The sequence below is a fragment of the Plantactinospora sp. WMMB782 genome (assembly GCF_049179135.1).
In the GTDB taxonomy this organism is placed as follows: Bacteria; Actinomycetota; Actinomycetes; order Mycobacteriales; family Micromonosporaceae; genus Plantactinospora.
In genome coordinates this window covers 606,749-627,605 of record NZ_JBMHMC010000007.1, presented here as the reverse complement: position 1 = coordinate 627,605, position 20,857 = coordinate 606,749, and the positions used below count along the sequence as shown (strand labels likewise).

At 73.2% G+C, this 20,857-nt stretch carries 14 protein-coding genes and 1 tRNA gene; 14 read left to right on the top strand and 1 reads right to left on the bottom strand.

Annotation, left to right across the window (positions count from 1 at the left end; translation table 11 throughout):
* Positions 1–31: 31 nt before the first annotated feature.
* From ACN28A_RS04710 to ACN28A_RS04655, 12 genes are all read left to right on the top strand, one after another.
* Positions 32–1,207 (top strand): Gfo/Idh/MocA family protein, encoded by a 1,176-nt coding sequence (locus tag ACN28A_RS04710; protein WP_421404150.1) that lies wholly within the window; start codon positions 32–34, stop codon positions 1,205–1,207.
* Positions 1,208–2,177: 970 nt separating this feature from the next.
* Positions 2,178–3,347 carry an inositol-3-phosphate synthase gene (locus ACN28A_RS04705; RefSeq protein ID WP_421392689.1) on the top strand — a complete coding sequence of 390 codons (1,170 nt, stop codon included), beginning with the start codon at positions 2,178–2,180 and terminating at the stop codon, positions 3,345–3,347.
* Entirely contained in the window at positions 3,331–4,251 is a 921-nt protein-coding gene (locus ACN28A_RS04700; protein WP_421392686.1) for an SCO3242 family prenyltransferase, read from the top strand. Before ACN28A_RS04705 ends, ACN28A_RS04700 begins: the two co-directional genes overlap by 17 nt.
* The gene (locus ACN28A_RS04695) at positions 4,248–5,204 is read left to right on the top strand and encodes a sugar phosphate isomerase/epimerase family protein (protein WP_421392683.1); all 957 of its coding nucleotides are present in this window, start codon (positions 4,248–4,250) and stop codon (positions 5,202–5,204) included. The genes ACN28A_RS04700 and ACN28A_RS04695 overlap by 4 nt, the downstream gene beginning before the upstream one ends.
* 77 nt (positions 5,205–5,281) lie before the next feature.
* Positions 5,282–5,965: an EboA domain-containing protein gene (locus ACN28A_RS04690; protein ID WP_421392681.1), complete on the top strand. Its 684-nt coding sequence runs from the start codon at positions 5,282–5,284 to the stop codon at positions 5,963–5,965.
* The gene (locus ACN28A_RS04685) at positions 5,965–6,861 is read left to right on the top strand and encodes a TatD family hydrolase (protein WP_421392679.1); all 897 of its coding nucleotides are present in this window, start codon (positions 5,965–5,967) and stop codon (positions 6,859–6,861) included. The genes ACN28A_RS04690 and ACN28A_RS04685 overlap by 1 nt, the downstream gene beginning before the upstream one ends.
* Complete coding sequence (eboE, locus tag ACN28A_RS04680; protein ID WP_421392677.1) at positions 6,861–8,159, top strand: metabolite traffic protein EboE; 1,299 nt, start codon at positions 6,861–6,863, stop codon at positions 8,157–8,159. Before ACN28A_RS04685 ends, eboE begins: the two co-directional genes overlap by 1 nt.
* The gene (locus tag ACN28A_RS04675) at positions 8,152–9,576 is read left to right on the top strand and encodes an alkaline phosphatase family protein (protein ID WP_421392674.1); all 1,425 of its coding nucleotides are present in this window, start codon (positions 8,152–8,154) and stop codon (positions 9,574–9,576) included. The genes eboE and ACN28A_RS04675 overlap by 8 nt, the downstream gene beginning before the upstream one ends.
* Complete coding sequence (locus tag ACN28A_RS04670; RefSeq protein ID WP_421392672.1) at positions 9,573–10,640, top strand: polyprenyl synthetase family protein; 1,068 nt, start codon at positions 9,573–9,575, stop codon at positions 10,638–10,640. Before ACN28A_RS04675 ends, ACN28A_RS04670 begins: the two co-directional genes overlap by 4 nt.
* A 435-nt stretch (positions 10,641–11,075) precedes the next feature.
* Complete coding sequence (locus tag ACN28A_RS04665) at positions 11,076–13,961, top strand: PQQ-dependent sugar dehydrogenase (protein WP_421392670.1); 2,886 nt, start codon at positions 11,076–11,078, stop codon at positions 13,959–13,961.
* A gap of 67 nt (positions 13,962–14,028) precedes the next feature.
* The gene (locus ACN28A_RS04660; RefSeq protein ID WP_421392667.1) at positions 14,029–16,185 is read left to right on the top strand and encodes a ThuA domain-containing protein; all 2,157 of its coding nucleotides are present in this window, start codon (positions 14,029–14,031) and stop codon (positions 16,183–16,185) included.
* A 308-nt stretch (positions 16,186–16,493) separates the two neighbouring features.
* Positions 16,494–17,501 (top strand): sugar phosphate isomerase/epimerase family protein, encoded by a 1,008-nt coding sequence (locus ACN28A_RS04655; RefSeq protein WP_421392664.1) that lies wholly within the window; start codon positions 16,494–16,496, stop codon positions 17,499–17,501.
* A 120-nt stretch (positions 17,502–17,621) separates the two neighbouring features.
* Here ACN28A_RS04655 and ACN28A_RS04650 read toward each other — a convergent pair whose 3' ends face one another.
* Entirely contained in the window at positions 17,622–18,053 is a 432-nt protein-coding gene (locus tag ACN28A_RS04650; RefSeq protein ID WP_421392661.1) for a hypothetical protein, read from the bottom strand.
* A gap of 285 nt (positions 18,054–18,338) precedes the next feature.
* Between ACN28A_RS04650 and ACN28A_RS04645 the strand changes: the two genes are divergently transcribed.
* Both ACN28A_RS04645 and ACN28A_RS04640 read left to right on the top strand, forming a co-directional pair.
* Positions 18,339–18,411 (top strand) — tRNA-Asn (locus tag ACN28A_RS04645).
* Between the two features lie 203 nt (positions 18,412–18,614).
* Positions 18,615–20,846, top strand: a complete 2,232-nt coding sequence (locus tag ACN28A_RS04640) for an MMPL family transporter (RefSeq protein WP_421392658.1) — start codon at positions 18,615–18,617, stop codon at positions 20,844–20,846.
* Positions 20,847–20,857: the final 11 nt, after the last annotated feature.

Here is a 20,857-nt window from a genome sequence, read left to right as displayed (position 1 = left end):
GTCCACGAACGAGAAAGAACTGCGGGTCGGCATGGTCGGCTACGCGTTCATGGGCGCCGCGCACTCACAGGCGTGGCGCACCGTGAACCGCGTCTTCGACCTACCGGTACGCGCCCGGATGGCCCTGATCTGCGGCCGTGACGAGTCGAAGGTCGCCGACGCGGCCGGCCGGCTCGGCTGGGACGGGCACACCACCGACTGGCGTGAGCTGATCGCCCGGGACGACATCGACATCGTCGACGTCTGCACACCCGGCGACAGCCACGCCGAGATCACCATCGCGGCCCTGGAGGCGGGCAAGCACGTACTGTGCGAGAAGCCGCTCGCCAACACGGTCGAGGAGGCCCGGGCCATGGTCGCCGCGGCGGCCAAGGCCCAGACGGTGGGCGTACGGGCGATGTGCGGGTTCAACTACCGCCGGGTGCCCGCGGTCAGCCTGATGCGCGAGCTGGTCGCCTCCGGCCGGCTCGGCGCCATCCGGCACGTCCGCGCGGTCTACCTGCAGGACTGGATCACCGACCCGCAGTTCCCGCTGGTCTGGCGGCTGCAGAAGGACAAGGCCGGGTCCGGTGCGCTCGGCGACATCGGGGCGCACATCATCGACCTGACCCAGTTCGTGACCGGTCAGCGGATCAGCGGGGTCAGTGCGATCACCGAGACCTTCGTGAAGGAGCGGCCGCTGCCGGCCTCCTCCAGCGGGCTGGCGGCGTCGGCCGACGGTGCCGGTGCCACCATGGGCCAGGTCACCGTCGACGACGCGGCGGTCTTCGTGGCCCGGCTCGACGGCGGCGCAATCGCCACCTACGAGGCGACCCGGTTCGCCACCGGCCGGCGCAACGGCCTGCGGGTCGAGATCAACGGCTCGCTCGGCTCGGTGGCGTTCGACCTGGAACGCCTCAACGAGCTGGAGTTCTACGACGCCTCCGAACCCGGGGTCGAGCAGGGTTTCCGGCGGATCCTGGTGACCGAGGGCGACCACCCGTACATGGCGGCCTGGTGGCCGCCGGGGCACATCATCGGGTACGAGCACTCGTTCACGCACGAGCTGCGGGACTTCCTCGAGGCGATCGCCAGCGGCTCGGACCCGACCCCGTCCTTCGCCGAGGCACTCCAGGTCCAGCTCGTACTGGATGCCGTGGAGCGCTCGTCGGACCAGGGTTCGTCCTGGACCGAAGTGGAGGCGGTGCCCGCCGCGGTCACCGCGTAACGCGTTCGTCCGGGGTACCCCGGCCGCCCGCACGTCGTGGCGCGCGGCCGGCACCGCCGGAGACAAACCGTCCACCCCGTCGGGTGGGCCGGCCCCGGCACAGCGGGCCGGCGGACCCGACCCGAGAGCTTTCCGGAACGGCCGGCGAGGGTCCGGTCGCGGTTGCGCCCCGCGACCGGAGCAGGTCGAACCGGAAGGAGTACGCACACGCCCGGCGGAGTCCGCTCCACACCGGGGGTGTGCGGCAGGTGACACGGCCGTCCGGTGCGGCCGGACCGGGATTCCCCGGCCACACCGGACGCCGGAACCGCCCCGGCCACCAGGGCCGGCGGCAGCACCGCACCGGCCACCCCGGCCGGTCGTACGACCGCACCGGCCACCCCCGGCCGGTAGGGCACCACCCGCACCACGGCAGCAGCACACCGACCACCCCCCGGCCGGTGGGCACCACCACACCGGACGACCCCCCGGCCGGTGGGCAGCGCCGCACCGTCGCGGCCCCGCACCGTCGACCATGGACCGTCCCGCACCCTCGACCATGGACCGCACCACACCGCAGCGCACCGCGACCACGCCCGCCGTCCGGGCTGGCTCGCGCCGACGACCTCGCCCCGCCGTCGTCCCGGCGGGGTACCACAACTGCACAGGGAACTCGCGACCGGAGCCGGCAACCCCCGCCGCCCGGTCGCCTGGACCGGGGGAGGCAGGACCGCGACGCCGACCGGCCCTGCCTACCAAGCCCCGTCCGCCCGCACGGTCACGGACCCGAGCAGTGTCGTTGCCGCCGACTCCGGCGCTGCCGACGGGATGTTCCACCGCGACGGTCGGGCGGGCGGGGCGCTCTTTTCAGATCCGAGGCAGGATGTCCCGATAGGCGGACTCGGCGGCAACGTCGGGCATATGCACTGGTTCGTCGTCGTACGCCCCCGGTGGACCCAGGGTCGTGCCGGCACCGGAGGGAGGAGTACTGATGCGTACGGGTGTCTGGCTGGTGGGCGGGCGTGGTTCGGTCGCCGTCACCAGCACGATCGGGGCGCTGGCCCTGCGGGCCGGGCTCGCCGAGCCGACGGGCTGCGTGACCGAACTGCCGGCGCTGCGCAGCGCAACCCTGCCGGCCCTGGCCGACCTGGTCTTCGGCGGGCACGACGTGGCCACCACGCCACTGGTGAAGAAGGCCGAGGCGCTGGCCGAGGCGGGCGTACTGCCGGCACGGCTGGTGCCGGCGCTGACCGAGGAACTGGGCGGGGTCGAGGCGGAGTTGCGTCCGGCACCGACCGGTGACCCGCAGGCGGCGGTGATCGAGGCGGTCGTCGCCGACCTGACCGGGTTCCGCGAGCGGAACCGGCTGGACCGGGTGGTGGTGGTGAACGTCTCCTCGACCGAGCCGGCCCCGGTGGCCCGTCCGGCGTACGCCCGGCTCGCCGACCTGGACGCCGCGCTCGCCGAGGGCAGCCCGCTGCCGGCCAGCTCGGCGTACGCGTACGCCGCCTTCACCGCCGGCTGCTCCTATGTGGACTTCACCCCGTCGACGGGTGCCCGGTTGCCCGCCCTGGCCGAGCTGTCGGCGCGGGCCGGCGTGCCGTATGCCGGGCACGACGGCAAGACCGGGGAGACCCTGGTCAAGTCGGTCCTCGCCCCGATGTTCGCGATGCGCCACCTACGGGTGCGCAGCTGGTCCGGGACCAACCTGCTCGGTGGCGGGGACGGCGCCAACCTGGCCGAGCCGGCGGCGAACGCGGCCAAGTCCGCGAGCAAGCAGCGGGTGCTCGGCGAGACCCTGGGCTACGTCCCGCAGGGCAACACCCGGATCGAGTACGTCGACGACATCGGCGACTTCAAGACCGCCTGGGACCTGGTCACCTTCGCCGGCTTCCTCGGCACCCCGATGCGGATGGAGTTCACCTGGCACGGCTGCGACTCCTCGCTCGCCGCACCGCTGGTGCTGGACCTGGCCCGGCTGACCGCCGCCGCGCACGCCGCCGGCCGGACCGGCCCGCTGACCGAGTTGGCCTTCTTCTTCAAGGACCCGCTCGGCGAGGTGCCGCACGCCCTCGCCGAACAGTGGGCCACGCTGCGCGCCTTCGTCCGCGAGTTGCACCGCCGGCCGGCCTCGGGGGGCGCCGATGCCGTCCCTGCGTGACCTGGCCGAGCTGGTCCGGGCCCCGGCCGCACTCTCGGTGCCCGGGGACGTGGTGGCCGGGGCCGCCGCCGCCGACACGCTCGACGCCCGGGTACCCGGGCTGGCCGGCGCCTCGGTGCTGCTCTACTGGGCCGGGATGGCGGCCAACGACTGGGCCGACCGGGAACTCGACGCGCGGGAGCGGCCGGAGCGACCGATCCCCAGTGGACGGGTCTCGCCGGGGTTCGCCCTCGGGCTCTCCGCCGGGCTGACCGCCGCCGGGATCGGGCTCGCCGGGCTGGCCGGTGGCCGCCGGGCGCTGGCCGTGGCGGTGCCGTTGGCCGGCGCGGTCTGGGCGTACGACCTGCGGGCCAAGAACACCGCGGCCGGGCCGGCGGTGATGGCCGCCTGCCGGGGGCTGGACGTGCTGCTCGGCGCCAGCCGTGGGCGGGTGGTCCGGGCGGTGCCGGCGGCGCTGACGGTGGCCGCGCACACGTACACGGTCACCGAGCTGTCCCGGCGGGAGGTCTCCGGCGCCACCCGGGCGCTGCCAGCGGCGACCCTGGCCGGTACCGCCGCGGTGGCCGCCGCCGCGGTCGCCCGGCCGAGGCGCCGGCCCCCGTCGCCGGCCGGCGGGTCGCTGCCAACCGACGCCGCCGCCGGGTCCGCCCGGCCCGGCTGGCGGGCCCTGGCCCCGGCCGCCCTCGCCGGCTGGTACGGCCTCCGCTACGGCCGCGCCCAGGCCCGGGTCGCGGCCGACCCGCAGGCGTCCCGGGTCCGGGCCGCCGTCGGCGCCGGCATCACCGGACTGCCGGCGTTGCAGGGCGCGCTTGTCGCCCGGGCCGGCGCCGCGCCGCTCGGCGTCGCGGTGGCCGCCGCCGCCCCGCTGGCCCGCCGGCTCGCCCGCTGGGTGTCGCCGACATGACCGCCGCCGCACCGGCGCTGCGCTTCGGGTACGGCACGAACGGCTTCGCCAACCACCGCCTCGACGACGCGCTGCGGGTGATCGCCGACCTCGGCTACCAGGGCGTGGCGCTGACCCTGGACCACGACCACCTGGACCCGTTCGGGCCGAACCTCGCGGCCCGGGTGGCGGCGGTCGGCCGCAGCCTCGCCGCGCACGGCCTCGGGGTGGTGGTCGAGACCGGCGCCCGCTACCTGCTCGACCCCTGGCACAAGCACGCGCCGACGCTGCTGCACGCCGACAACGCGCTGCGGGTCGAGTTCCTGCGCCGGGCCGTCGCGATCGGGGCCGACCTGGGTGCCGAGGCGGTCTCCTTCTGGTCCGGCGTACGACCGGCCGACGTCGACCCGGCGACCGCCTGGGACCGGCTCGTCGCCGGCTGCGCCGAGCTGGTCGAGGCCGCCGACGCGGCCGGGATGCCGCTCGGCTTCGAACCGGAGCCGGGGATGCTGGTCGCCGAGATCGCCGACTGGTGGCGGCTGCGGGACGACCTCGGTGCCCCGCCCGGCCTCGGCATCACCCTCGACATCGGACACTGCCGGTGCCTGGAGCCGTCGCCGGTGCCGGACTGCGTGGCGCAGGTGGCACCGCACCTGGTCAACGTGCAGATCGACGACATGCGCCGGGGCGTGCACGAGCACCTGGAGTTCGGCACCGGCGAGATCGACTTCCCGCCCGTACTGCGGGCCCTGGCCGAGGCCGGGTACGCCGGGCTGGTCGCCGTGGAGCTGCCCCGGCACTCGCACGCCGCACCGTCGGTGGCGGCGCACTCGATCGGGTTCCTCCGCGCCGCCGCCGCCGAGGCGGGACTCGGTGCCGCCGGGCCGACCGGGTTCGGGTCGGCGGAGGGCAGGGGGACGCCGGTGCGGGCGACCGGCGGCGCGCCGGACCGGGGCGGTGACCGGCAGAGCTGAGCAGAACGCGTACGACCGGGGGGACGTCCGGGGGGACCGCGACCACCATCCACACCGGAAAGACTGGGGAGGACCGGATGGAACCGGAACCGGAACTGGAACGACTGCGGGCGGCGCTGCTGGCCGTACCCGACGGGCCGCCGCCCGACCGGGACCGGCTGCCCGACCGGGACTGGCTGGCCGAGGCGTTACGCCGGGTCGGCGCCGAACCGGCCGCGCTCGGCCGGCTCTTCGCGGCGGCCGGCCGCAGGTGCGGCCGGGCACCCCTGCCCGGCCTGCCCGGCTGGACCGCCGACGACGCCGCCCGGGTACTGCTGCTCGGCGCACTGCCCTCGGCCGAGCTGCCCGGCCAGCTCGAGGCCCGCTACCGGGAAGGTGACGCGGCGGAGAAGCGGGCGGTGCTGCGGGCCCTGCCGCTGCTGCCGGTCGGCGACGCCGGGGTGCCGCTGCTGCATGACGCGATCCGGACCAACGACACCCGGCTGGTCGCCGCCGCCCTCGGCCGGTACGCCGACCGGCTCGACCAGGCCGGCTGGCGGCAGGCGGTGCTCAAGTGCGTCTTCACCGGCATCCCGCTGGCCGTGGTGCACCGGCTCGACGAGCGGGCCGACGTCGAACTGGCCGTGATGCTGGCCGGCCTGGCCGACGAGCGCCGGGCGGCCGGCCGGGAGATGCCGGCGGACGCGACCGCGCTGCTGGACCGACTGAGCACGCCCGACCGGTCGGGGACCCCGGGCCGGTCCGGCGTGGAGGAGGCGTGATGAGGATCTTCGACCCGCACATCCACATGACCTCGCGGACCACCGACGACTACGAACGGATGGCCGCCGCCGGGGTACGCGCCCTGGTGGAGCCGGCGTTCTGGCTCGGCCAGCCGCGGACCAGCGCCGCGTCCTTCGTCGACTACTTCGACGCGCTGGTCGGCTGGGAGCCGTTCCGGGCCAGCCAGTTCGGCATCCGGCACCACGCCACGATCGCGCTGAACCCGAAGGAGGCCAACGACCCGCGCTGCCGGGAGGTGCTCGACCTGCTGCCCCGCTATCTGGACAAGGACGGCGTGGTCGCGGTCGGCGAGGTCGGCTACGACTCGATGACGCCGGAGGAGGACGAGGTCTTCGCCGCCCAGCTCGCCCTGGCGGTCGAACACGAGCTGCCGGCGCTGGTGCACACCCCGCACCGGGACAAGGCCCGGGGCACCGAGCGGAGTCTCGCGGTGGTCGCCGAGTCCGGTCTCGACCCGGGGCGGGTGGTGATCGACCACCTGAACGAGGTGACCGTGCCGCTGGTCCGGGACACCGGCTGCTGGCTCGGCTTCTCCATCTATCCGGAGACCAAGATGTCGCCGCCGCGGATGGTCGAGCTGCTCCGGAAGTACGGCACCGAGCGGATGCTCGTCAACTCGGCCGCCGACTGGGGCCGGTCGGATCCGCTGCTGACCCGGGCCACCGGGGAGGCGATGCTGGCCGCCGGCTTCGACGACGACGACGTCGACCGGGTGCTCTGGCGCAACCCGGTCGAGTTCTACGGCCAGTCCGGCCGGCTGGAACTCGACGCGGACGCTCCGGGCGACGGCGACGCCCCGGCCGGCGGGAACGGTCCGGCCGGCGGGGCGGCCGGCACCTTCGAGGGGAACTCGATCCTGCGGGGCGGCAGCTGATGCGGCTGCGGCACGCCGACGGGCAGACGGTGCACCTGAGCTACTGCACCAACGTGCACCCGGCCGAGGACCTGGCCGGGGTGCTGGGGCAGCTCGACACGTACGCGGTGCCGATCCGGGAGCGGCTGGACGCCGACGTACTCGGGTTGGGGCTGTGGCTGGCCGCGCCGGTGGCGGCCGGGCTCGCCGCCGACCCGCAGACCCGGCGGAAGCTCCGCGCCGAGCTGGTCGCCCGGGGACTTGAGGTGGTGACCCTGAACGGGTTCCCCTACCAGTCCTTCCACGCCCCGGTGGTGAAGCAGGCCGTCTACCACCCGGACTGGACCACCCGGGACCGGCTGGTCTACACCCTGAACCTGGCCACCGTGCTCGTCGACCTGCTTCCCGACGACGCCGTCCGGGGTTCGATCTCGACCCTGCCGCTGGCCTGGCGCGAGCCGTGGGAGCGGCGCCAGGCCGACCGGGCGGCCCGGGTGCTGGACGAGCTGGCCGCCGGGCTGACCCAGGTCGCCTGGCGTACCGGCCGGGCGGTGCGGGTCGGCTTCGAGCCGGAGCCGGGCTGCGTGGTCGAGTCGACCGGCCAGGCCGTACAGGCACTGTCCCGGGTGGACACTGACCGGCTCGGCATCTGCCTCGATCTGGCCCATCTCGCCTGCGCCTGGGAGGATCCGGCGCAGGCGCTGGGCCGGCTGCGCGCCGCCGGGCTGCCGGTGGTGAAGGTGCAGGTCTCGGCCGCGCTGGCCGCCGCCGACCCGGTCGCGGCCGCCGAGGACCTGCGCGGGTACGTCGAGCCGCGCTTCCTGCACCAGACCCGCACCGAAGCCTGTGCCGGGGCCGCCGACCCGGCCGATCCGGCACACGCCGCCGACGACCTGGACGCGGCGCTGTCCGCCGGTCTGCCCGGCGCATGGCGGGTGCACTACCACGTGCCGCTGCACGCCGCACCCGCCGCGCCGCTGGAGTCGACGGTTCCGGTGCTCCGGGCGGCGCTGCGGGAGCTGTTCACCGGGCCGGCCGCCGGCTGTGACCACCTGGACGTCGAGACGTACACCTGGGGGGTGCTGCCGGCCGGGCAGCGCCCGGGATCGGAGCCGGAGCTGGCCGGCGGGATCGCCGCCGAGCTGGCCTTCGCCCGTGACGAACTGGTCGCGCTCGGGCTGACCCGAATCCCCGGCGAACCGACCGGGATCACCGGCGCCCTGTCCGACCCGGCGAACGCCGACCCGGCGAACGCCGACCCGGCCGACCCGACCGGTCCGGCCGCCCGCGTATCCGCGCCGAGGAGGCACGATGGCTGACCCACTGCTCGTGATCGACGTGGTCGGGCTGACACCCCGGCTGCTGGCCCGGATGCCCCGGCTGCGCGCCCTGGCCGAAGCCGGCTGCCAGGCCGAACTCGGCACCGTGCTGCCGGCGGTCACCTGTTCGGCCCAGGCGACCCTGCTCACCGGGGTACTTCCGGCCGAGCACGGCATCGTCGGGAACGGCTGGTACTTCCGGGACCTGGGCGAGGTGTTCCTGTGGCGCCAGCACCACGCGCTGATGGGCGGGGAGAAGGTCTGGCAGGCGGCCCGCCGGCAGCGCCCGGACTACACGGTCGCCAACGTCTGCTGGTGGTACGCGATGGGCGCCGACGTGAACTGGACGGTGACGCCCCGGCCGATCTACTACGCCGACGGGCGCAAGGAGCCGGACTGCTACACCGACCCGCCGGAGCTGCACGACGAGCTGACCGGGAAGCTGGGCGGGTTTCCGCTGTTCACCTACTGGGGGCCGGGGGCGGGACTGCCGTCGTCGGAGTGGATCTGCCGGGCCGCCGTGCAGATCATGACCGAGAAGAATCCCGACCTGACCCTGGTCTACGTCCCGCACCTCGACTACGACCTGCAACGCTTCGGCCCGTCGTCGGAGCAGGCGGCGGACGCCGCGACCGAACTCGACGGAGTGCTCGGCCCGCTGCTGGACGCGGCCGCCGCCCGGAACGCGACGGTGGTGGTGCTCTCCGAGTACGGCATCACCGAGGCGAGCCGGCCGGTGGACGTGAACCGGCTGCTCCGGGCCGAGGGGCTGCTCCGGGTCTACACCCAGGACGGGATGGAGTACCTGGATCCGTGGACCTCGCGGGCGTTCGCGGTCGCCGACCACCAGATCGCGCACGTCTACGTCAGGGACCCGGCCGACGTGCCGGCGGTGGCGAAGCTCTGCGCCGGGCTGCCCGGGGTGGCCGAGGTGCTGGACGCCGCCGGAAAGGCCGAGCACGGGCTCGACCACGAGCGCGCCGGTGAGCTGGTGCTGGTCGCCGAGCCGGACGCCTGGTTCACCTACTACTACTGGCTCGACGACGCCCGCGCCCCGGACTTCGCCCGGATGGTGGAGATCCACCGCAAGCCCGGGTACGACCCGGCGGAGCTGTTCTTCGATCCGGCCGCGCCGGGCGCGGCGAAGCGCCGGGCGGCGGTGGCGCTGGCCCGCAAGAAGCTCGGGATGCGCTACCTGATGAGCGTGGTGGGGCTGGACGCGGGCGCGCGGGCGGTGCGCGGCTCGCACGGCCGGCTGCCCGCCGACCCGGCGGACGCGCCGGTGCTGATCTGCTCGGACCCCTCGGTGGCCCGGGACCGCTACCAGGCCACGGAGGTCAAGGAGCTGCTGCTCCGCCTCGCCGGCACCGACCCGGCCGGCGTCGTCGCCGCCCCGGCGACGGGGGAGCGGCCATGACGGCGACCGTTCCGGAGGCGGACCTCGGCGAGTTGCGGAAACGCTTCGACGCCCAGCTCGTCGCCTTCCTCGACCGGCAGGACCCGGACTGGCCGGACGGCGCGCCCCGGGGTGTCTTCACCACGCTGCACCGGTTCGTGCTGGCCGGCGGCAAGCGGCTGCGTCCGCTCTTCTGCTACTGGGGCTGGCGGGCGGCCGGGGGTGCGGACGGTACCCCGATCGTGGCCGCCGCCGCCGCGCTGGAACTGTTCCACGCCTTCGCGCTGATCCACGACGACATCATGGACGGCAGCGACCGGCGGCGCGGCGAGCCCTCGGTGCACCGGCTCTTCGCCGACCTGCACGCCCGGTCCGCCTGGCGCGGCGACCCGGCCTCGTACGGGCGCAGCACCGCGCTGCTCTGCGGCGACCTCTGCGCCGCCTGGGCCGACCAGCTCTTCCACGAGTGCGGCCTGCCTCCGGCGGAGGTGCACCAGGGGTACGGCGTCTTCGCGACGATGCGCACCGAGGTGATCGCCGGGCAGTACCTCGACCTGGTCTCCGGGGTCGGCGACGGGTCGGTGGCCAGCGCGCTGACCGTGGTGCGGATGAAGGCGGCACGCTACACGGTGACCCGGCCGTTGCAGATCGGCGCCGCGCTGGCCGGCGGGTCGGCGGAGCTGCTCGGTGCGCTGGCCGCGTTCGGCGACCCGCTCGGCGACGCCTTCCAGCTCCGCGACGACGTGTTGGGGGTCTTCGGCGATCCGGCGCTGACCGGCAAGTCCATCCTGGACGACCTGCGGGAGGGCAAGCCGACGGTGATGATGGCGCTGGCCCGGGGAAGTGCGGACCGGGCACAGGCGCAGCGGCTGAAGGCGCTCTTCGGCAACCCGGAGTTGGACCCGGACGGCGCCGCCGAGCTGCGCGCGATAATCGTCGAGACCGGCGCCCTGGACCGGATCGAGCAGATGATCAAGGTTCGTACCGATGCCGCGCTGGCGGCGCTGGCCGAGGCGCCGGTCTCGGCCGAGGCCGCCGCCGTGCTCGCCACCCTGACGGCCGAGGCCGTCCAGCGGCACGGATAGCGCTGTCCCGGCGGCCCGGTAGGGACGGCGCTGCCCGACAACCCGGCACCCGGACAGCGCTGACCGGCGACCCGGCCCGGCCGGCGGCAAGCCCGGACGACCGGCCGGAGCGGCGCGGACCACAGAAATCTGATCATCAAAGTCGCAACTTTCTGTCATCGCGACAGAAGTTCATGTTGGTGTGGCGGAAGCTATGGACACATCAACACATCGAAATTAGTGTGTCGAGCAAAGCTCATTCGTATTACGTCGAGGTTACCGGCGGCGCGGTCAGCCCACGACGGCGATCGGCGTACCGGTGTGTCCATATCGGTCGGCGGTCGCGGCGGCTTGGCGGGAACGGCGACCCCCGGGCAGAGAACCACCCCGACGGCATCTGGCGCAACGGCGAGCGCCCTGCCTGTACGCACCTGTTCAGGACGGGAGTGCACGACCATGTCTCCACACCAATCCCCACCACCCAGCGGCCGCCAGGCCGGTCGGGCCCGCGCGACGAGGCGCCGGGCCTGGGTCACCGGGGTCGCGCTGCTCGCGGCGACCGCCGTACCCGCGGTAGTCGCCCAGCCCACCCCGGCGCTCGCACACACGATCAACCCGGCCGACTTCCAGCAGGTCACCCTGGCCCGCGGCGTCGCCGAACTGGGCGAGCCGATGTCCCTGGCGGTACTGCCGGACCGCTCGGTCCTGCACACCGCCCGCAACGGCACGCTGCGCCGGACCGACGCCGCCGGAAACACCTCGGTGATCGCGAACATCCCGGTCTACACCCACGACGAGGAGGGGTTGCAGGGCGTCGGGGTGGACCCGAACTTCGCCAGCAACCGGCACATCTACCTCTACTTCGCCCCGCCGCTGTCCACCCCGGGCGGCGACGCGCCGGCCACCGGCTCGGCGGCGCAGTTCGCGCCGTTCAGCGGCGTCAACCGGCTGGCCCGGTTCACCCTGAACTCCGACTTCACCGTCAACATGGGCAGCCAGGTGGCGGTGCTCGACGTGGCCGCCGACCGGGGGATGTGCTGCCACGTCGGCGGGGACATCGACTTCGACGCCGCCGGCAACCTCTATCTCTCCACCGGCGACGACAGCAACCCGTTCGAGTCGTCCGGCTACTCCCCGCTCGACGAGCGGACCAACCGCTACCCGGCGTACGACGCGCAGCGGTCGGCCGGCAACACGAACGACCTGCGGGGCAAGATCCTGCGGATCAAGGTGAACGCCAACGGGACGTACTCGATCCCGAGCGGGAACATGTTCGCACCGGGCACCCCGAACACCCGGCCGGAGATCTACGCGATGGGTTTCCGCAACCCGTTCCGGCTCAGCGTCGACCGGGCCACCGGGGTCGTCTACATCTCCGACTACGGCCCGGACGCCGGCTCGACCAACTCCAGCCGTGGGCCCAGCGGCCAGGTCGAGTTCAACCGGGTCCCCGCGCCCGGCAACTACGGCTGGCCGTACTGCACCGGGACGAACACCAGCGCCGAGACCTACAACGAGTACACCTTCCCGAGCGGGCCGAGCGCGGCGAAGTACAACTGCACCGGCGGCCCGACGAACAACTCGTTCCGGAACACCGGCCAGGGCACCCTGCCGCCGGCCAAGCCGGCCTGGATCAAGTACGCCGGTGACTCCGGCAGCCCGGCCGAGTTCGGCGGCGGCTCCGAGTCGCCGCACGCCGGCCCGGTCTACCGGTACGACGCCAACAACCCGTCGCCGACCAAGTTCCCGGCCAGCTTCGACGGCCAGTTCTTCGCCACCGAGTTCGGCCGGGGCTGGATCAAGCCGATCCACGTGAACGCCGACGGCTCCCGGGGTGCCATCGACACCTTCCCGTGGTCCGGCAAGCAGGTGATGGACTCGGCGTTCGGCCCGGACGGCGCCTACTACGTGCTCGACTACGGCGCCGGCTGGGGCAGCGGCGACGCCAACTCGGCGGTCTACCGCTTCGACTACGTCGGCGGCGGCAACCGGGCCCCGATCGCGATGGCCAGCGCCAACCGGACCTCGGGGGCGGCACCGCTGAGCGTGACCTTCTCCTCGGCCGGCTCGACCGACCCGGAGGGCGGCGCGCTGACGTACTCCTGGAACTTCGGCGACGGCACCACCTCCACGGCGGCCAACCCGACGAAGACGTACAACACGAACGGGCAGTACACCGCGACGCTGACCGTGCGGGATCCGGCCGGCGCGACCGGAACCGCCAGCGTGCCGATAAACGTCGGCAACACCGCGCCGACGGTCACCATCACCGCACCGGCCTCCGGCCAGGTGGTCGGGTTCGGTGAGGCGGTGCCGTTCCAGATCACCGTCACCGACCCCGAGGACGGCACCGTCGACTGCTCCAAGGTCGAGATGACCTACCTGCTCGGGCACGACAGCCACGCCCACGAGATCACCTCGGCCAACGGCTGCACCGGCAGCATCACCATCCCGGTGGACGGCGAGCACGACGACGCGGCGAACATCTTTCCGGTCTTCGACGCCCAGTACACCGACAACGGCGGGCTGACCAGCCGCAGCCAGAGCGAGCTGGCGCCGAAGCACCGGCAGGCGGAGCACTACGAGACCTCCTCCGGGGTCGCCAAGTACGCCAAGACGCCCGCCGAGGGCGGCTACACCGTCGGCGACATCAACAACGGCGACTGGATCGCCTTCCAGCCGTACCGGTTGAACAACGTCAACGGGTTCACCGCCCGGGTCTCGTCGGCCGGCGCCGGCGGCACCCTCCAGATCCGGGCCGGCTCGGCCACCGGCACGGTGCTCGGCAGCGCCGCGGTACCGGTCACCGGCGCCTGGGACACCTTCACCAACGTCTCCGGCACGATAGGCAACCCGCCGTCCGGCACCACCACGCTCTACCTGACCTTCGCCGGCTCCGGCACCGGGCACCTCTACGACCTCGACGCCTTCACCCTGAACACCGGCACCTCCACCCCCTCGGGCAGCGGGCCGGTCGTCGGGCTGGCCGGCAAGTGCCTGGAGATCGACGGCGGCAACACCGCCGACGGCGCACAGGCACAGATCTGGAGCTGTACGGGTTCGGCCCACCAGACCTGGACCCGCAACGGACAGACCCTGCGTACGCTCGGCAAGTGCCTGGACGTCAACGGCAACGGCACCGCCAACGGCACCAAGATCCAGCTGTGGACCTGTAACGGCGGTGTCGCCCAGAACTGGGTTCCGCAGTCCGACGGCACGGTCCGCAACCCGAACTCGGGCAAGTGCCTGGACGTCTCCAGCAACAGCTCCACAAACGGCCAGGACGTGCACCTCTGGGAGTGCATAGCCGGCGCCGCCAACCAGCGCTGGACCCTGCCCTGACGTGACCGGTTGGGCCCCCGCGCCGACGCGGGGGCCCTCCTCCACCGCCCTCGTGAGGAGAGCGACGATGCGTAGACGACCGTTCCGCCCCGACCGGAGACCGACCCGTTCCCTGCTCGGTCTCGCCACCACCGCGTTCGTGGCACTGGCCTGCACCACCGTGCCGGCAGCCCCGGCCAGCGCCGCCGACGCCCCATACGACGTGCTGGTCTTCTCCAAGACCGCCGGGTTCCGGCACGACGCCATCCCGGCCGGGATCCAGGCGATCCGGGAACTCGGCGCGGCGAACAGCTTCACGGTGACCGCCACCGAGGACTCGGCCACCTTCACCACCGGCAACCTGGCCCAGTACGAGGCGGTGATCTTCCTCAACACCACCGGCGACGTACTCAACGCCAGCCAGCAGAGCGCCTTCGAGTCGTACATCCGGGCCGGTGGAGGGTACGTCGGGGTGCACTCCGCCGCCGACACCGAGTACGACTGGTCCTTCTACGGCAACCTGGTCGGGGCGTACTTCGCCTCGCACCCGGCGATCCAGCAGGCCAACGTGAAGGTGGAGAACCGGGCGCACGCCGCGACGGCCCACCTGCCGCAGACCTGGACCCGCACCGACGAGTGGTACAACTACCGCACCAACGCCAGGTCCACCGCCCGGGTGCTGGCGACGCTCGACGAGTCGTCGTACTCGGGCGGCGGGATGGGCGCGGACCACCCGCATGCCTGGTGCAAGACGTACGAGGGCGGTCGCTCCTTCTACACCGGTGGCGGGCACACCCAGGCCTCGTACACGGAGTCGAACTTCCGGGCGCACCTGCTCGGCGGCATCCGGTACGCGGCCGCCCGGACCAGGGCCGACTGCCGGCCGGAGTCCGGCTACACCGCCCTCTACAACGGCTCGACCACCGGCTGGTCCCAGGCCGGGCCGGGCAGCTTCACCAACTCCGACGCCACGCTAACCTCGACCGGCGGCATGGGCCTGTACTGGTACAGCGCCAAGCAGTACACGTCGTACTCGCTGAAGCTGGACTGGCGGATGCCCGGCGACGACAACTCCGGGGTGTTCGTCGGCTTCCCGTCGTCGACCGACCCGCAGTCGGCGATCGACAACGGCTACGAGGTCCAGATCGACGCCACCGACACCGCCGACCGGACCACCGGGGCGATCTACGGCTTCAAGTCGGCGGACATCGCCGCCCGGGACGCCGCGCTGAACCCGCCGGGGGAGTGGAACAGCTACGAGATCCTGGTCGAGGGGGAGCGGCTGCGGGTCTACCTGAACGGTGCACTGGTGAACGACTTCACCAACACCGACCCGGTGCGGTCGCTGGCCGGGTATGTCGGCATCCAGAACCACGGCACCGGCGACGACGTCTCGTTCCGGAACATCCGGATCAAGGACCTCGGCGGCGGCAACCCCGACCCGGACCCGGGCACCAACACCACGGTGCAGGCCGAGGCGTTCAGCGCGCAGAGCGGGGTCACCGTGGTCGGCAAGGCCAGCGCCGTCGGCGGCTCGGCGATCGGGTACCTCGACCCGGGCGACTGGGCGGCGTACAACGGGCAGAACCTGACCGGCGTCACCTCGCTGCGGGCCCGGGTCGCCTCCGGCGGTGCCGGCGGCACCCTCCAGGTCCGGACCGGTTCACAGAACGGTTCGGTGCTCGGCACGGCGACGATCGCCAACACCGGCGGCTGGGAGAACTTCACCACTGTGAACGCCGCGCTGACCGGCGTGCCGAGCGGCACCCAGAATCTCTACCTGACCGTCGCCGGCTCCGGCAGCGGGCTCTACGACGTCGACGAGTTCACCCTGGTCCGGTCGACCACCCCTACCCCCTCGGGCACCGGGCCGGTGGTCGGGCTGGCCGGCAAGTGCCTGGAGATCGACGGCGGCAGCACCGCCGACGGCGCCCAGGCACAGATCAACGCCTGCGTCTCCGGTTCGGCCCGGCAGACCTGGACCCGCAACGGGCAGACCCTGCGGGCCCTGGGCAAGTGCCTCGACGTCTCCGGATCGGGTACGGCGAACGGCACCAAGATCCAGCTCTGGACCTGCAACTCCGGCGCGGCGCAGAACTGGACCGCCCAGTCGGACGGCACCCTGCGCCACCCCGGCTCCGGCAAGTGCCTGGACGTGTCGAACAACAGCTCGGCGAACGGCCAGGACGTGCACCTGTGGCAGTGCATCAGCGGAGCGGCCAACCAGCGGTGGACCCTGCCATGACGTGACCAGGCGCTCTGCCGGCCCGTCCCGCCCCGCCTCCCGCCCCGCCTCCCGGTCCGCTTCGTCCGGGAGGCGGGGCTTGGAAGGCCCGGCCGGCACCGCCTAGAGTGGTCGTGGCGATCCCCGGCGTCGGCCGGCGACCGGGCGGGAGGCGCAACCCGCCCGGCCCAGGTGCGGAGGCGCACCTGCCGACCGTCCGCCGGGGGAGTTCCGCCACCGTCCCGGACGGCCACCCTCGCCCCGGTCCACCGGCGCCGAGCCGGCGCAGTCGCGAATCCCGCGTGTGATCATCAACAGGGAGACAGACCATGGCGCGACCCATCACGCTCTTCACCGGCCAGTGGGCCGACCTACCGTTCGAGGAGGTGTGCCGGCTCGCCTCGGAGTGGGGCTACGACGGGCTGGAGATCGCCTGCTGGGGCGACCACTTCGAGGTCGACAAGGCACTCGCCGACGACTCGTACGTCGACCGCAAGCGCGAGACGCTGGCCAAGTACAACCTCAAGGTCTGGACGATCTCCAACCACCTCGTCGGGCAGGCGGTCTGCGACCATCCGATCGACGAGCGGCACAAGGACATCCTGCCGGCCCGGATCTGGGGCGACGGGGAACCGGAGGGGGTCCGGCAGCGGGCCGCCGAGGAGATCAAGGACACCGCCCGGGCGGCGGCGAAGCTCGGCGTGAAGACCGTCGTCGGGTTCACCGGCTCGTCGATCTGGCACACCCTGGCGATGTTCCCGCCGGTCCCGCCGTCGATGATCGAGAAGGGCTACCAGGACTTCGCCGACCGGTGGAACCCGATCCTCGACGTCTTCGACGAGGTGGGGGTGCGGTTCGCCCACGAGGTACACCCGAGCGAGATCGCCTACGACTACTGGACCACCCGGCGGACCCTGGAGGCGATCGGGCACCGGCCGGCGTTCGGGCTGAACTGGGACCCGTCGCACTTCGTCTGGCAGGAACTCGACCCGGTGAACTTCATCTTCGACTTCGCCGACCGGATCTACCACGTCGACTGCAAGGACGCGAAGGTGCGTACCGGGGACGGGCGGCGGGGACGCCTCGCCTCCCACCTGCCCTGGGCCGACCTGCGCCGGGGCTGGGACTTCGTCTCCACCGGGCACGGCGACGTGCCGTGGGAGGACTCGTTCCGGGCGCTGAACGCGATCGGCTACGACGGCCCCATCTCGATCGAGTGGGAGGACGCCGGGATGGACCGGCTGGTCGGTGCACCCGAGGCGTTGCAGTTCGTCCGCCGGCTCGCCTTCGACGCGCCGAGCGCGGCCTTCGACGCCGCGTTCAGCAGCAAGGAGTGACCGCAGGCGCTCCGCCGCGGTAGCCGCCCCGGCCCCGCTGCGGTGCCGGAAACGGCGAACGGTGTGGGGCCGGCCCGATCCCGGGCCGGCCCCACACCGATCACGCGAAGGTGCACCAGCTCAGAAGCTTGTGCCGTTCGCTCCCGACGCCGCCCGGGAGGCAGGGGCGGTCGTCGAGGACTTCGTGCCCGTACCCGAGCCGGACTTCGCGCTCGACCCGGAGGTCGAGGTCGAGCCGGCGGTCGCGCCCGAGCCGGACGTACCCGATCCGACAGTCGTCTCCGTGCCGCCGCTGCCGGTACCCGCCCCGGATTCGCTGCCGTCACCGAGGGCGAACTTCTCGCCCAGCCGACTGTGGCTGAGTCGATCCTTGCCCTCGGAGTACAGCCGGGACGCCTGAGCCTGCGCCACCCCGGCGGCTTCCTGCACCGTCGGGTGGTCCAGGACCTGGCGGCCCTTGAGAACCAACTCCTCGTACCTCTCCCGGCCCGCGCGGGCGCCCAGGACGAAGCCCACAGCCAGCCCGCCGACGAACCACAGCTTTCCGCGCATGACGGCTCCTTTCCATGTTGTGACGCGGTCAGCGCCCCCGGTATTCGCGGTGAGCGACCGTGTCGCGCCTGCGTCGTCTGTCCCCAGGTTCCCTACCCATCCTCCACCGCTGTCATTCCTGCTGGTGGCTCCCGTGCCGTTTTGTCCAGATAGCGACCTCCGGAACGTCTCCCCGGCCCCCGGCCGGTGCGCCGGAGCGATAACCCGGTAGCCCCACACCCCCGGCCGTCCTGTACTCTTGTGCCGTCGCACGGCGCCGGAGAGATCCAGCGTCGGAGAACGCGATCCCCCGTAGCTCAATTGGCAGAGCAGCCGGCTGTTAACCGGCAGGTTTTTGGTTCGAGTCCAAACGGGGGAGCTTTCCCAACATCCCGCCCGTCGGCCCCGCCGACGGGCATCGTCATATCTGGGGCCCTGTCCGGACTCCGGCGACCCCGGCCTCCGCCCTCGGCGACCCGGTCCGGCCCGGCCTGGTCCGACCCGGCCTGGTTCGGCCCGTCCGGTGCCGGTGCCTCGGTCGTCGGGGCGGTGCGGAGAGGGCACGGAACGGATGGGTGGGAGATGGCTGGATCACGACGCCACGCCGCCATGCTGCTCGCCGCCCTGGTCGTGGTCGGCTGGCTGGCGGTGGGCGCGGTGTCGATGCGCTACCCGGGCCGGCTCGGCGAGGTCGCCACCAACGACAACGCCGCGTTCCTGCCGGCCGACGCCGAAGCCACCCGGGCCGAACGGCTGGCCGCCGGATTCGTCGAACGGCAGACCCTGCCGGCCCTGGTCGTCTACGCCCGGGACGCCGGGGTCACCGACGCCGACCGGCAACGGGTCAACGCGGACGCGGCCCGGTTCGCCGCCGTACCGGGGGTCGTCGCACCGCTGCCGCCGCCGATACCGAGCGCCGACGGCAAGGCCCTCCAGGTGATCGTGCCGGTGGACAACGCCGAGGGCGACCGGACCCGCGAGGTGGTCGCCGAGCTGCGCCGGATCGCCGGTAAGGGCGACGCCGGCCAGGTCGTCGTGGTCGGCGGCCCGGCCGGGCTGCTCGGCGACCTGATCGAGGTCTTCTCGTCGATCGACGGCCCGCTGCTGCTGGTCACCCTCGTCGTGGTACTCGTCATCCTGCTGGTCGTCTACCGCAGCCCGGTGCTCTGGATCGTCCCGCTGCTCGCCGCCGGTCTCTCCTACGCCCTCGCCACCCTGGCGGTCTACTTCCTGGCCAGATCCGACGTGATCACCCTGAACGGGCAGGCCCAGGGCATCCTCACCGTGCTGGTCTTCGGAGCCGGCACCGACTACGCGCTGCTGCTGATCGCCCGCTACCGCGAGGAGCTGTGCCGGCACCACGACACCGTCAGCGCGATGCTCGCCGCCTGGCGGGGTGCCGCGCCGGCCATCTTCGCCTCCGGCGGCACGGTGATCGCCGGACTGCTCACCCTGCTGCTGTCCAGCCTGAGCTCCAACCAGGCCCTCGGGCCGGTCGCGGCGGTCGGCATCGGCGCCACCCTGGTGGTGATGCTCACCTTCCTGCCGGCCCTGCTGCTGCTCGGCGGGCGATGGGTGTTCTGGCCCCGGTCGCCGTACGTCCAGGGCGCCGCCTCGGTCGGCCGACTGTGGAAACCGGTCGCGCACTTCGTCGCCCGGCGGGCAAGGCTGGTCTGGGTGGTCACCACCCTGACCCTGGTCGCGCTCGGCTTCGGACTGACCCAGCTCGGCGCCACCCGGCTCGACCAGTCGGAGCTGTTCACCAACCGGACCGACTCGGTGATCGCCGATGAGGTGATCGAACGGCACTACCCCGGCGGGCTGGGCAGCCCGGTCACCATCTTCCCGCTGGCCGGCGCGGCCGACCGGGTGGCGGAGGCGGTCGGTGGCGTGCCGGGAATCGCGCAGGTGCGCACCGTCCCGGCCGGCGATCCCAACGCGACCGGCTCGGAAGCCACGCCGGGTGGTCCGGGCGCGCCGGGTGCACCGGGCGGTCCGGGCACGCCGGGCGGTCCGGGCACGCCGGGCGGTCCGGGTGCGCCGGGCGCCTCCGCCGGGCCGCCGAAGGTGGTGGACGGCCGGGTCCAGCTCCAGGCCACCCTGACCGCGCCGGCCGACAGCGCCGAGGCGGAGCAGACGGTACGCGAGCTGCGGGTCGCCGTACACGCCGTGCCGGGCGCCGACGCGGTGGTCGGCGGGTCGACGGCGGTCGGGGTGGACACCGCCGACGCCTCCACCCGGGACCGGAACGTGATCATCCCGGTGGTACTCGGGGTCATCGCGGTGATCCTGGCCCTGCTGCTCCGCGCCCTGCTCGCCCCGATCCTGCTGATCCTCACCGTGGTGCTGTCGTTCCTGGCCACCCTCGGACTCTGCGCGTTCCTCTTCCGCTACGCCTTCGGCTTCCCCGGCGTCGACGCGTCGTTCCCGCTCTTCGCCTTCGTCTTTCTCGTTGCGCTCGGCATCGACTACAACATCTTCCTGATGAGCCGGGTACGGGAGGAGTCCGTGCGCCAGGGCACCCGGTCCGGGGTGCTACGCGGGCTGGTGGTCACCGGTGGGGTGATCACCTCGGCCGGGTTCGTGCTGGCGGCCACCTTCTCCGCCCTGGCCGTACTGCCGCTGGTGATCCTGATCGAACTCGGCCTGGCGGTCGCGCTCGGCGTACTGCTGGACACGATCGTCGTACGCTCGCTGCTGGTGCCGGCCTTGACCTACGACATCGGACCGGCGGTCTGGTGGCCGTCCCGGCTCTCCCGGGTCACCGGTCACCCGGACCGGACCCGGGTCACCGGCCACCCGGAACGGGAATGACGGCCGCCCCC

Bases quoted from the DNA above. Each gene is read 5' to 3' on its own strand.
- ACN28A_RS04710 (WP_421404150.1), top strand. From the start codon at position 32: ATGGTCGGCTACGCGTTCATGGGCGCCGCGCACTCACAGGCGTGGCGC.
- ACN28A_RS04705 (WP_421392689.1), top strand. From the start codon at position 2,178: ATGCGTACGGGTGTCTGGCTGGTGGGCGGGCGTGGTTCGGTCGCCGTC.
- ACN28A_RS04700 (WP_421392686.1), top strand. From the start codon at position 3,331: ATGCCGTCCCTGCGTGACCTGGCCGAGCTGGTCCGGGCCCCGGCCGCA.
- ACN28A_RS04695 (WP_421392683.1), top strand. From the start codon at position 4,248: ATGACCGCCGCCGCACCGGCGCTGCGCTTCGGGTACGGCACGAACGGC.
- ACN28A_RS04690 (WP_421392681.1), top strand. From the start codon at position 5,282: ATGGAACCGGAACCGGAACTGGAACGACTGCGGGCGGCGCTGCTGGCC.
- ACN28A_RS04685 (WP_421392679.1), top strand. From the start codon at position 5,965: ATGAGGATCTTCGACCCGCACATCCACATGACCTCGCGGACCACCGAC.
- eboE (WP_421392677.1), top strand. From the start codon at position 6,861: ATGCGGCTGCGGCACGCCGACGGGCAGACGGTGCACCTGAGCTACTGC.
- ACN28A_RS04675 (WP_421392674.1), top strand. From the start codon at position 8,152: ATGGCTGACCCACTGCTCGTGATCGACGTGGTCGGGCTGACACCCCGG.
- ACN28A_RS04670 (WP_421392672.1), top strand. From the start codon at position 9,573: ATGACGGCGACCGTTCCGGAGGCGGACCTCGGCGAGTTGCGGAAACGC.
- ACN28A_RS04665 (WP_421392670.1), top strand. From the start codon at position 11,076: ATGTCTCCACACCAATCCCCACCACCCAGCGGCCGCCAGGCCGGTCGG.
- ACN28A_RS04660 (WP_421392667.1), top strand. From the start codon at position 14,029: ATGCGTAGACGACCGTTCCGCCCCGACCGGAGACCGACCCGTTCCCTG.
- ACN28A_RS04655 (WP_421392664.1), top strand. From the start codon at position 16,494: ATGGCGCGACCCATCACGCTCTTCACCGGCCAGTGGGCCGACCTACCG.
- ACN28A_RS04650 (WP_421392661.1), bottom strand. From the start codon at position 18,053: ATGCGCGGAAAGCTGTGGTTCGTCGGCGGGCTGGCTGTGGGCTTCGTC.
- ACN28A_RS04640 (WP_421392658.1), top strand. From the start codon at position 18,615: ATGGCTGGATCACGACGCCACGCCGCCATGCTGCTCGCCGCCCTGGTC.